At 65.8% G+C, this 9,654-nt stretch carries 18 protein-coding genes; all 18 read right to left on the bottom strand.

What is annotated here, in order from left to right:
- Positions 1 to 11: 11 nt before the first annotated feature.
- Positions 12 to 611 (bottom strand): adenylate kinase, encoded by a 600-nt coding sequence (locus ACQUSX_RS13255; RefSeq protein ID WP_428907378.1) that lies wholly within the window; start codon positions 609 to 611, stop codon positions 12 to 14.
- Positions 608 to 1,930: a preprotein translocase subunit SecY gene (gene secY, locus ACQUSX_RS13250; RefSeq protein ID WP_428907377.1), complete on the bottom strand. Its 1,323-nt coding sequence runs from the start codon at positions 1,928 to 1,930 to the stop codon at positions 608 to 610. Before secY ends, ACQUSX_RS13255 begins: the two co-directional genes overlap by 4 nt.
- Positions 1,931 to 2,043: 113 nt before the next feature.
- A complete protein-coding gene (gene rplO / locus ACQUSX_RS13245) occupies positions 2,044 to 2,658 on the bottom strand; it encodes a 50S ribosomal protein L15 (RefSeq protein WP_428907376.1) in 615 nt (204 codons plus the stop codon).
- Positions 2,658 to 2,843, bottom strand: coding sequence for a 50S ribosomal protein L30 (gene rpmD / locus ACQUSX_RS13240; RefSeq protein ID WP_018171461.1), 186 nt, complete (start codon positions 2,841 to 2,843; stop codon positions 2,658 to 2,660). Before rpmD ends, rplO begins: the two co-directional genes overlap by 1 nt.
- Positions 2,843 to 3,532 (bottom strand): 30S ribosomal protein S5, encoded by a 690-nt coding sequence (rpsE, locus tag ACQUSX_RS13235; protein ID WP_428907375.1) that lies wholly within the window; start codon positions 3,530 to 3,532, stop codon positions 2,843 to 2,845. Before rpsE ends, rpmD begins: the two co-directional genes overlap by 1 nt.
- Positions 3,529 to 3,888 (bottom strand): 50S ribosomal protein L18, encoded by a 360-nt coding sequence (gene rplR / locus ACQUSX_RS13230; RefSeq protein WP_241927888.1) that lies wholly within the window; start codon positions 3,886 to 3,888, stop codon positions 3,529 to 3,531. Before rplR ends, rpsE begins: the two co-directional genes overlap by 4 nt.
- 2 nt (positions 3,889 to 3,890) lie before the next feature.
- Entirely contained in the window at positions 3,891 to 4,427 is a 537-nt protein-coding gene (gene rplF, locus ACQUSX_RS13225; RefSeq protein ID WP_428907374.1) for a 50S ribosomal protein L6, read from the bottom strand.
- Positions 4,428 to 4,433: 6 nt separating this feature from the next.
- On the bottom strand, positions 4,434 to 4,832 hold the full coding sequence (gene rpsH, locus ACQUSX_RS13220) for a 30S ribosomal protein S8 (RefSeq protein WP_428907373.1): 399 nt from the start codon (positions 4,830 to 4,832) through the stop codon (positions 4,434 to 4,436).
- Between the two features lie 145 nt (positions 4,833 to 4,977).
- Positions 4,978 to 5,568: a 50S ribosomal protein L5 gene (gene rplE, locus ACQUSX_RS13215; RefSeq protein ID WP_428907372.1), complete on the bottom strand. Its 591-nt coding sequence runs from the start codon at positions 5,566 to 5,568 to the stop codon at positions 4,978 to 4,980.
- Positions 5,568 to 5,927, bottom strand: coding sequence for a 50S ribosomal protein L24 (rplX, locus tag ACQUSX_RS13210; RefSeq protein ID WP_428907371.1), 360 nt, complete (start codon positions 5,925 to 5,927; stop codon positions 5,568 to 5,570). Before rplX ends, rplE begins: the two co-directional genes overlap by 1 nt.
- Before the next feature lie 2 nt (positions 5,928 to 5,929).
- Entirely contained in the window at positions 5,930 to 6,298 is a 369-nt protein-coding gene (gene rplN, locus ACQUSX_RS13205; RefSeq protein ID WP_147037970.1) for a 50S ribosomal protein L14, read from the bottom strand.
- Positions 6,295 to 6,600 (bottom strand): 30S ribosomal protein S17, encoded by a 306-nt coding sequence (gene rpsQ, locus ACQUSX_RS13200; protein ID WP_428907370.1) that lies wholly within the window; start codon positions 6,598 to 6,600, stop codon positions 6,295 to 6,297. The genes rplN and rpsQ overlap by 4 nt, the downstream gene beginning before the upstream one ends.
- The gene (rpmC, locus tag ACQUSX_RS13195; RefSeq protein WP_428907369.1) at positions 6,600 to 6,914 is read right to left on the bottom strand and encodes a 50S ribosomal protein L29; all 315 of its coding nucleotides are present in this window, start codon (positions 6,912 to 6,914) and stop codon (positions 6,600 to 6,602) included. The genes rpsQ and rpmC overlap by 1 nt, the downstream gene beginning before the upstream one ends.
- Positions 6,914 to 7,333 carry a 50S ribosomal protein L16 gene (rplP, locus tag ACQUSX_RS13190; RefSeq protein ID WP_428907368.1) on the bottom strand — a complete coding sequence of 140 codons (420 nt, stop codon included), beginning with the start codon at positions 7,331 to 7,333 and terminating at the stop codon, positions 6,914 to 6,916. The genes rpmC and rplP overlap by 1 nt, the downstream gene beginning before the upstream one ends.
- Entirely contained in the window at positions 7,333 to 8,079 is a 747-nt protein-coding gene (rpsC, locus tag ACQUSX_RS13185) for a 30S ribosomal protein S3 (protein WP_428907367.1), read from the bottom strand. Before rpsC ends, rplP begins: the two co-directional genes overlap by 1 nt.
- Complete coding sequence (gene rplV, locus ACQUSX_RS13180) at positions 8,079 to 8,480, bottom strand: 50S ribosomal protein L22 (protein WP_428907366.1); 402 nt, start codon at positions 8,478 to 8,480, stop codon at positions 8,079 to 8,081. The genes rpsC and rplV overlap by 1 nt, the downstream gene beginning before the upstream one ends.
- 25 nt (positions 8,481 to 8,505) lie before the next feature.
- Positions 8,506 to 8,787 carry a 30S ribosomal protein S19 gene (gene rpsS, locus ACQUSX_RS13175; RefSeq protein ID WP_197220002.1) on the bottom strand — a complete coding sequence of 94 codons (282 nt, stop codon included), beginning with the start codon at positions 8,785 to 8,787 and terminating at the stop codon, positions 8,506 to 8,508.
- A gap of 12 nt (positions 8,788 to 8,799) precedes the next feature.
- On the bottom strand, positions 8,800 to 9,639 hold the full coding sequence (rplB, locus tag ACQUSX_RS13170; protein ID WP_428907365.1) for a 50S ribosomal protein L2: 840 nt from the start codon (positions 9,637 to 9,639) through the stop codon (positions 8,800 to 8,802).
- Between the last annotated feature and the right edge of the window lie 15 nt (positions 9,640 to 9,654).

Genomic DNA, 9,654 nt, shown 5'->3' with positions numbered 1-9,654 from the left:
CGCCGATGAGGTCAGACGAGCTGGCCGATGCCGCGTGCGGCAAGGGCATCCGAGATGCGCGCGGCGATCTCGTCGAGCGAACCCACACCGTCGATGCGGTCGACGATGCCACGAGGCTCGTACACCGAGATGATCGGCGCCGTCTCGCTCTCGTAGATCGCCAGACGGTGCGCGATGGCCTCGTCGGTGTCGTCCGAGCGCCCCTGCTCGACTGCGCGCAGGCTCAGTCGGGCGATGCTCTCCTCTCGCGGGACGTCGAGCAGGATGACCGCATCGAGCGATGCTCCCTGCTCGCCGAGGTACGCGTCGAGATGCTCGACCTGCGCCGTGTTGCGCGGGTAGCCGTCGAGCAGGAAGCCGTTCGCGGCGTCATCCTGCGACAGCCGGTCGCGGACGATCTCGCTGGTCAGCTCGTCAGGCACGAGGTCACCGGCGTCGAGGATCGCAGTGACCTTCTGGCCGAGCTCGGTGCCCTGCTTGATGTTGGCGCGGAAGATGTCGCCGGTGGACACGACGGGGATGTTCAGCGCCTCGGCGATGCGAACCCCTTGGGTGCCCTTGCCGGAGCCCTGCGGTCCGACGATCAGCAGTCGTGCGGATGCGTTGGTCATCTCAGGAGCCCTTCGTAGTGGCGCTGCTGCAGCTGCGCGTCGATCTGCTTCACGGTCTCGAGTCCGACACCCACGATGATCAGGATCGAGGCGCCGCCGAACGGGAAGTTCTGGTTGGCCTGAACCGTGGCCAGCGCGATCAGCGGGATCAGCGCGACGACGCCGAGATAGAGCGAGCCGGGGAATGTGATGCGGGTGATCACATAATCGAGGTATTCGGCGGTCGGACGGCCTGCGCGGATGCCCGGGATGAAGCCGCCGTACTTCTTCATGTTGTCGGCGACCTCGACCGGGTTGAACGTGATCGCGACGTAGAAGTACGTGAAGCCGATGATCATCAGGAAGTAGACGAGCATGTACAGCGGCTGGTCACCGGTCGCGAGGTTCGTCAGGATCCACGTGACCCACGCGGCCGGCTCGCTGCCGTCCGTCGGAGTGTTGAACTGAGCGAGCAGCATCGGGACGTACAGCAGCGACGACGCGAAGATGATCGGGATCACACCGGCCATGTTCACCTTGATCGGGATGTACGTGTTCGTGCCGCCGTAGGTGCGGCGTCCGACCATGCGCTTGGCGTACTGCACCGGAACACGGCGCTGCGACTGCTCGACATACACGATCGCCGCCATCACCACCAGGCCGATCAGCAGCACGAGCAGGAAGACCTCGAAGCCCTTGGCCTCCCAGATGCTCCACATGGCTGCCGGGAACGTGGCGGCGATCGAGGTGAAGATCAGCAGAGACATGCCGTTGCCGATGCCGCGCTCGGTGACGAGCTCGGCGAACCACATGATCAGACCGGTGCCGGCCGTCATCGCCATGATGATGAGCAGCTGCGCCCACCAGACGTCGTTGGTCAGCAGGTTGTTGCAGGCTGCGACCTCGGTCGTGCCGAACAGCTGTCCGCTGCGTGCCACGGTGACCAGCGTGCTGGACTGCAGCAGCGCGAGCGCGATGGTGAGGTATCGCGTGTACTGCGTGAGCTTGCTCTGGCCCGCCTGACCCTCCTTGTGCAGGGTCTCGAAGTGCGGGATGACCACGCGCAGCAGCTGGGTGATGATCGTCGCGGTGATGTAGGGCATCACGCCGAGGGCGAAGATCGACAGCTGCAGCAGTGCGCCGCCGGAGAAGAGGTTCACGAGGCCGAGCAGGCCGTCGGTGCCCGCATTGGCCGCGAGGCACTGCTCGACATTCGGGAAGTTCACGAATGGGGCCGGCACGTTCGAACCGAGACGGTACAGAGCGATGATGCCGATGGTGAAAAGGATCTTCCGACGCAGATCGGGTGTGCGGAAGATTCGCGCGATGGCGCTAAACAAGGGCGTTCCTCCTGAAGGGATTGCCGGACATCGAAGGACGACCGAATGTCCAGAGTAACGCACAGGAGGGGCCGGAGAATCTCCGACCCCTCCGTGCGTTCACACCGGGTTGCTCAGTTGACCGAACCGCCGGCGGCGACGATCTTCTGCTCGGCGCTGCCCGAGACCTTGTCGACCGACACGGTGAGCTTGACCGAGATGTCGCCGTCGCCGAGGACCTTGACCTTCTCGTTCTTGCGCACGGCGCCCTTGGCGACCAGGTCGCTGACGGTGACGTCGCCACCCTTCGGGTACAGCTCGGCGAGCTTGGCCAGGTTCACGACCTGGTACTCGACGCGGAACGGGTTCTTGAACCCGCGCAGCTTCGGGGTGCGCATGTGCAGAGGCATCTGCCCACCCTCGAAGCCGACCCGAACGGTGTTGCGGGCCTTGGTGCCCTTGGTGCCGCGACCGGCGGTCTTGCCCTTCGAGCCCTCACCGCGACCGACACGGGTCTTCGCGGTGTTGGAGCCCGGGACCGGACGCAGGTGGTGGACCTTCAGCACGGACGGACGCGATGCCGGGGCATCCGCATCCTTGGCCGATGCCTTCTTGGCGGACGCCTTGGCCGGTGCAGCCTTGGCTGCGGCCGGCTTCGCGGCGGCTGCCGACTTCGTGGTCGCTGCCGGCTTCTTGGCAGCGGTCTTCTTCGGGGCCTTTTCAGCCTCGACGGCTTCGTTCTCAGCCATTAGTCGATCTCCTCAACCTTGACGAGGTGAGCGACGGTGCGGACGTAGCCGCGCGTCTGGGCGTCATCGGGACGGACGACCGAGTCGCCGATCCGCTTGAGGCCGAGCGAACGCAGCGTGTCGCGCTGGTTCTGCTTCTCACTCACCTTGGACTTGACCTGCGTGACCTTGAGGCGCGCAGCCATCAGGCACCTACCTTCTGCGCAGCGGCGGCGGCAGCGGCCTTCGCCTCGTTGCGGATGATGATCTCCGGCACGACTGCGTCGTAGTCGAGACCACGACGAGCGGCGACGGCGCGAGGCTCCTCGAGGCTCTGCAGAGCCTCGACGGTGGCGTGCACGATGTTGATCGTGTTCGACGAGCCGAGCGACTTCGACAGGACGTCGTGGATGCCGGCGCACTCGAGCACGGCGCGGACCGGGCCACCGGCGATGACACCGGTACCGGCAGCGGCCGGACGCAGCAGCACCACACCGGCAGCGGCCTCACCCTGCACGGGGTGCGGGATGGTCGAGCCGACGCGCGGAACGCGGAAGAAGTTGCGCTTGGCCTCCTCGACGCCCTTCGAGATCGCCAGAGGCACCTCGCGGGCCTTGCCGTAGCCGACGCCGACCAGACCGTTGCCGTCACCGACGACCACGAGAGCGGTGAAGCTGAAGCGACGACCACCCTTCACGACCTTCGAGACGCGGTTGATGGTGACGACGCGCTCCAGGAACTGGTTGTCGCCGCGGTCGCGCGAGTTGCGGTCGCGGCTCTGACCGCGGTCGCGGCCCCCACGACGGCCGTCACGCTGCTCGCGCTGCGGCTCGGCCTGAGCCGTAGCCTCGGCAGGAGCGGTTTCGGTCACTTCGTTCTCCTTGATGTCACTCACAGTGCCAGACCCCCTTCGCGGGCGCCGTCGGCGATGGCTGCGACACGACCTGCGTAGCGGTTGCCGCCACGGTCGAACACTGCCTCGGAAACGCCGGCGGCCTTCGCGCGCTCGGCGACGAGCTCGCCGACCTTGCGGGCCTTGGCGGTCTTGTCACCGTCGAAGGAGCGGAGGTCGGTCTCGAGCGTGGAAGCGGATGCCACGGTGTGGCCCTTCGCGTCGTCGACGAGCTGCACGAACACGTGGCGTGCAGAGCGGTTGACGACCAGGCGCGGACGCAGATCGGTGCCGACGATCTTCTTGCGAAGACGAGCGTGGCGACGAGCGCGGGCGGCGGACTTGGACTTGACAGCCATGGTTACTTACCAGCCTTTCCGGCCTTGCGACGCACGACCTCGCCGGCGTAGCGCACACCCTTGCCCTTGTACGGCTCGGGCTTGCGGATCTTGCGGATGTTCGCAGCTGCCTCGCCGACAGCCTGCTTGTCGATGCCACTGACGGTCACCTTGTTGGTGCCCTCGACCGTCAGGGTGATCCCTGCCGGCGGGTCGACCAGCACGGGGTGCGAGAAGCCCAGAGCGAACTCGATCGAGCTGCCCTTCTGCTGCACGCGGTAACCGGTGCCGACGACCTCGAGGCCCTTGGTGTAGCCCTGGGTGACGCCGATGATGTTGTTGTTGATGAGCGTGCGGGTCAGGCCGTGAAGCGACCGCGACTCGCGCTCGTCGTCCGGGCGGGTGACCAGAATCTGGTTCTCCTCGACCGAGACCTCGATGGGGCTGGCCAGAGCCAGGGTGAGCTCACCCTTGGGGCCCTTGACCGCAACCTCACGGCCGTCGACCGAAACGGTCACGCCCGCGGGGATGTCGATGGGAAGTCGTCCGATACGCGACATGTCAGATCACCACACGTAGGCGAGAACTTCTCCGCCCACGCCCTTCTGCTCAGCCTGACGGTCGGTGAGGAGACCGGAGGAGGTGGACAGGATGGCAACGCCGAGGCCTCCGAGGACCTTGGGCAGCTCGGTCGACTTCGCGTAGACGCGGAGACCGGGCTTCGACACGCGCTTGATGCCGGCGATGGAGCGCTCACGGTTCGGACCGTACTTGAGCGACAGGGTGAGGTCGCTGCCGACGCGAGCGTCTGCGACCTCGAAGCCGGCGATGTAACCCTCCTGCTTGAGGATCTCAGCGATGTTCGTCTTGAGCTTGCTCGACGGCATGGTCACGGAGTCGTGGTGCGCCGAGTTCGCGTTGCGCAGACGGGTCAGCATGTCTGCGACCGGGTCTGTCATTGTCATTGTGAATTTCCTTCGTTCATGAGGTTCCGGCTGCCGTTACACGACAGACGGCCTGCTATGAGACCTGCCCTGGTGGGCACGCAATCTTCAATTGTACGGGGCCCGGGGAGGGGCGCTGTACAGCTCCCCTCCCCGCGCCGCCGGATCACGCTGCGGCGTCAGCAGCCTTGAACGGGAAGCCGAGCGCGCGCAGGAGTGCGCGACCCTCGTCATCCGTCTTGGCCGTGGTCACCACGGTGATGTCGAATCCGCGGACGCGGTCGATCTTGTCCTGATCGATCTCGTGGAACACGCTCTGCTCCTGGAGACCGAAGGTGTAGTTGCCGTTGCCGTCGAACTGGTCGCCGGACAGGCCGCGGAAGTCGCGGATGCGCGGCAGAGCCAGGTTGACGAGGCGGTCGACGAACTCCCACGCGCGGTCACCGCGGAGGGTGACGTGCGCGCCGATGGCCTGTCCCTCACGCAGCTTGAACTGCGCGATGGACTTGCGGGCCTTCGTCACGATCGGCTTCTGGCCGGTGATCTTGACGAGGTCCTCGACGGCGCCATCGATCACCTTGCTGTCGCGAGCTGCCTCGCCGACACCGGTGTTCACGACGACCTTGACCAGGCCGGGGATCTGCATGACGTTGGCGTAGCCGAACTGCTCCTGCAGAGCCTTCTTGATCTCGTTGTTGTACTTCGCCTTCAGGCGGGGCTGGGTCTTGCCAGCACCCGCGGCGTCAGCAGCTGCCATCAGAGGTCCTTACCTGACTGCTTCGCGTAGCGCACGCGGACCGTGCGCTTCACGCCGTCCTTGACCTGCTCCTCGACCCGGTGGCCGACGCGGGTCGGCTTCTTGGTCGAGGGGTCGACGACGGCGACGTTGGAGATGTGGATCGGTGCCTCGACGGTCTCGATGCCACCGGTCTTGGTGCCGCGCTGCGTCTGGCCCACACGGGTGTGGCGGGTGACGTAGTTCACGCCCTCCACGACGACGCGGTTCTGCTCGACAAGGATCTCGAGGACCTTGCCCTGCTTGCCGCGGTCGCCGCCCTTGTCCTGCTTGCGGCCGGTGATGACCTGAACCAGGTCACCCTTCTTGATGTTCGCCATGATCAGATGACCTCCGGGGCGAGCGAGACGATCTTCATGAACTTCTTGTCACGAAGCTCGCGACCGACCGGTCCGAAGATGCGGGTGCCGCGAGGCTCCCCGTCGTTCTTCAGGATGACGGCGGCGTTCTCGTCGAACTTGATGTATGAGCCGTCCGGGCGACGGACGGACTTCTTCGTGCGGACGATGACGGCCTTGACCACATCGCCCTTCTTGACGTTGCCGCCGGGGATCGCGTCCTTGACGGTCGCGACGATGGTGTCGCCCAGACCCGCGTAGCGGCGGCGTGAACCACCGAGGACACGGATCGTGAGCAGCTCCTTCGCGCCGGTGTTGTCGGCGACCTTGAGGCGGGACTCCTGCTGAATCACTTGGCCTTCTCCAGAATCTCAACCAGACGCCAGCGCTTGGTGGCGCTCAGCGGCCGGGTCTCGTTGATGAGGACCAGGTCGCCGATACCGGCGGTGTTGTTCTCGTCGTGCGCCTTGACCTTCTCGGTGCGGCGGATGACCTTGCCGTAGAGCGGGTGCTTCACGCGGTCTTCGACCTCGACGACGATGGTCTTGTCCATCTTGTCGCTGACGACGTATCCACGACGTGCCTTGCGGTAGCCGCGGGCGCCGGCGTCGCGCACGTCGTGCTCGGCGTGCTCTGCTGCCTTCTTCTCAGCCATTACTCGGCCTCCTCCTTGGGCGCGTCAGCCTCAGCGGCCTTCTTCGCCTTCGCCTTGGACGCCTTCTTCGCCGGAGCCTCGACCGGAGCGGGCGTCGCACGGATGCCCAGCTCGCGCTCGCGGATCACGGTGTAGAGGCGCGCGATGTCGCGCTTGACGGCGCGGATGCGGCCGTGGCTCTCCAGCTGGCCGGTGGCCGACTGGAAACGGAGGTTGAACAGCTCCTCCTTGGCCTTACGCAGCTCCTCGACGAGGCGCTGGTCTTCGAACGTGTCGAGCTCGGCGGGTGCGAGCTCCTTGGTGCCGATCGCCATTACGCGTCGCCCTCCTCGCGCTTGATGATGCGTGCCTTGAGCGGCAGCTTGTGAATGGCCCGGGTGAGGGCCTCGCGGGCGAGCTCCTCGTTCACGCCCGCGACCTCGAAGAGGACACGGCCCGGCTTGACGTTTGCGACCCACCACTCGGGGGAGCCCTTACCGGAACCCATGCGGGTCTCAGCAGGCTTCTTGGTGAGCGGACGGTCGGGGTAGATGTTGATCCACACCTTTCCACCGCGCTTGATGTGACGGGTCATGGCGATACGAGCGGACTCGATCTGACGGTTCGTCACGTAAGCGGGGGTCAGAGCCTGGATGCCGTAGTCCCCGAAGGAGACCTTGGTGCCGCCGGTCGCCTGACCCGAACGCTTCGGGTGGTGCTGCTTGCGGTACTTGACCTTGCGCGGGATGAGCATTATGCAGACGCTCCTTCTGCGACAGGTGCGTCGTTGCGCGGGGCACGACGACGGTCGCCACGGTCACGAGACGGCTTCTGGTTGGCCTGCTCGCGTGCGAGTTCCTTGTTGGTGAGGTCGCCCTTGTAGATCCAGACCTTCACGCCGATGCGGCCGAAGGTGGTCTTCGCCTCGTAGAAGCCGTAGTCGATGTTCGCGCGCAGCGTGTGCAGCGGCACACGACCCTCGCGGTAGAACTCCGAGCGGCTCATCTCAGCGCCGCCGAGGCGGCCGGAGACCTGGATGCGGATGCCCTTGGCGCCGGCGCGCTGAGCGCCCTGCAGACCCTTGCGCATCGCGCGACGGAACGCCACACGAGCAGAGAGCTGCTCGGCGATGCCCTGCGCGACGAGCTGAGCGTCGGCCTCGGGGTTCTTGACCTCGAGGATGTTCAGCTGGATCTGCTTGCCGGTGAGCTTCTCGAGGTCACCGCGGATGCGCTCGGCCTCGGCGCCGCGGCGGCCGATGACGATGCCGGGACGTGCCGTGTGGATGTCCACACGAACACGATCACGGGTGCGCTCGATCTCGATGTTCGAGACGCCCGCGCGGTCCAGCTGCGTCTGCAGGAGCTTGCGGATCTTGATGTCCTCGGCGACGTAGTCGGCGTAACGCTGGCCCGGCTTCGTCGAGTCCGAGAACCAACGCGACACGTGGTCCGTGGTGATGCCGAGGCGGAAGCCGTACGGGTTTACCTTCTGTCCCATTACTTGCTCGCCTTCTTCGTCTTGGCCTCCGGAGCGGCCGCCTCAGCGACCTCCGGGGTGGCCAGCACGACCGTGATGTGGCTCGTGCGCTTCTTGATCTGGAATGCGCGACCCTGGGCGCGGGGCTGGAAACGCTTGAGCGTCGTGCCCTCGTCGACGTACGCGTTCTTCACGTACAGGTCCTGCTCGTCCAGGTACTCGCCGTCACGGTCGGCCTTGACCGACGCGTTGGCGATGGCAGCGTGCACGAGCTTGTAGATCGGCTCGCTGGCACCCTGCGGTGCGAACTTCAGAATGGCCAGTGCTTCCTGCGCCTGCTTGCCCTTGATGAGCGCGACGACGCGACGAGCCTTCTGAGGGGTCACGCGGATGTGTCGCACGCGTGCGATGGACTCCACCATTTCTCTCCTCCTTATCGTCCCCGCGTCAGCGGCGACGGCCCTTCTTGTCGTCCTTCTCGTGGCCGCGGAAGGTGCGGGTGGGCGCGAATTCGCCCAGCTTGTGACCGACCATGGTCTCGGTCACGAACACAGGGATGTGCTTGCGACCGTCGTGCACCGCGATGGTGTGACCCAGCATCGCCGGGATGATCATCGAACGGCGCGACCAGGTCTTGATGACGTTCTTGGAACCGGCTTCGTTCTGGCCGACCACCTTGCGAAGCAGGTGCTCGTCGACGAAGGGGCCCTTCTTGAGACTGCGTGGCATCTTCCTCTACTCCTACTTGCGCTTCTTGCCGGCGTTGCGGCGGCGGACGATGTACTTGTCACTTTCCTTGTTGGCGTGACGGGTACGACCCTCAGCCTGGCCCCACGGGGACACCGGGTGACGTCCACCGGACGTCTTGCCCTCACCACCACCGTGCGGGTGGTCGACCGGGTTCATGGCGACACCGCGGACGGTCGGGCGGACGCCCTTCCAGCGCTTGCGGCCGGCCTTGCCCCAGTTGATGTTCGACTGCTCGGCGTTGCCGACCTCGCCGATGGTCGCGCGGCAGCGCGCATCGACGTTGCGGATCTCGCCCGAGGGCAGACGCAGCTGGGCGTAGGGACCGTCCTTCGCGACCAGACGCACCGAGGCGCCGGCCGAACGCGCCATCTTCGCTCCGCCGCCGGGGCGCAGCTCGATCGCGTGGATCACGGTACCGGTGGGGATGTTCTTCAGCGGCAGGTTGTTGCCCGGCTTGATGTCAGCCGAGGCACCCGACTCGACGACGTCGCCCTGCTTCAGCTTCGTCGGCGCGAGGATGTAGCGCTTCTCGCCGTCGAAGTAGTGCAGCAGCGCGATGCGCGCGGTGCGGTTGGGGTCGTACTCGATGTGAGCGACCTTGGCGTTGATGCCGTCCTTGTCGTTGCGACGGAAGTCGATGACGCGGTACTGACGCTTGTGTCCACCACCGATGTGGCGGGTGGTGATGCGGCCCTGGTTGTTGCGACCACCGGTCTTGGAGAGCGGGCGCAGCAGCGACTTCTCGGGCGTCGATCGAGTGATCTCGGCGAAGTCGGCCACCGACGAACCGCGGCGACCCGGGGTCGTGGGCTTGTACTTGCGAATAGCCATGTTGTGTCCTTATCC

Source organism: Microbacterium alcoholitolerans, assembly GCF_050408615.1.
Lineage (GTDB): Bacteria > Actinomycetota > Actinomycetes > Actinomycetales > Microbacteriaceae > Microbacterium.
Note: the sequence above shows the minus strand (reverse complement) of the source record. Positions and strands in the feature narration are given on the sequence as shown.

Bases quoted from the DNA above. Each gene is read 5' to 3' on its own strand.
- ACQUSX_RS13255 (WP_428907378.1), bottom strand. From the start codon at position 611: ATGACCAACGCATCCGCACGACTGCTGATCGTCGGACCGCAGGGCTCC.
- rplV (WP_428907366.1), bottom strand. From the start codon at position 8,480: ATGGTGGAGTCCATCGCACGCGTGCGACACATCCGCGTGACCCCTCAG.
- rpsC (WP_428907367.1), bottom strand. From the start codon at position 8,079: ATGGGACAGAAGGTAAACCCGTACGGCTTCCGCCTCGGCATCACCACG.
- rplB (WP_428907365.1), bottom strand. From the start codon at position 9,639: ATGGCTATTCGCAAGTACAAGCCCACGACCCCGGGTCGCCGCGGTTCG.
- rplP (WP_428907368.1), bottom strand. From the start codon at position 7,333: ATGCTCATCCCGCGCAAGGTCAAGTACCGCAAGCAGCACCACCCGAAG.
- rplR (WP_241927888.1), bottom strand. From the start codon at position 3,888: ATGGCTGTCAAGTCCAAGTCCGCCGCCCGCGCTCGTCGCCACGCTCGT.
- rpsH (WP_428907373.1), bottom strand. From the start codon at position 4,832: ATGACAATGACAGACCCGGTCGCAGACATGCTGACCCGTCTGCGCAAC.
- rplX (WP_428907371.1), bottom strand. From the start codon at position 5,927: ATGGCGAACATCAAGAAGGGTGACCTGGTTCAGGTCATCACCGGCCGC.
- rpsQ (WP_428907370.1), bottom strand. From the start codon at position 6,600: ATGGCTGAGAAGAAGGCAGCAGAGCACGCCGAGCACGACGTGCGCGAC.
- rplE (WP_428907372.1), bottom strand. From the start codon at position 5,568: ATGGCAGCTGCTGACGCCGCGGGTGCTGGCAAGACCCAGCCCCGCCTG.
- rpsS (WP_197220002.1), bottom strand. From the start codon at position 8,787: ATGCCACGCAGTCTCAAGAAGGGCCCCTTCGTCGACGAGCACCTGCTT.
- rplO (WP_428907376.1), bottom strand. From the start codon at position 2,658: ATGGCTGAGAACGAAGCCGTCGAGGCTGAAAAGGCCCCGAAGAAGACC.
- rpmC (WP_428907369.1), bottom strand. From the start codon at position 6,914: ATGGCGATCGGCACCAAGGAGCTCGCACCCGCCGAGCTCGACACGTTC.
- rplF (WP_428907374.1), bottom strand. From the start codon at position 4,427: ATGTCGCGTATCGGACGACTTCCCATCGACATCCCCGCGGGCGTGACC.
- rpmD (WP_018171461.1), bottom strand. From the start codon at position 2,843: ATGGCTGCGCGCCTCAAGGTCACGCAGGTCAAGTCCAAGGTGAGTGAG.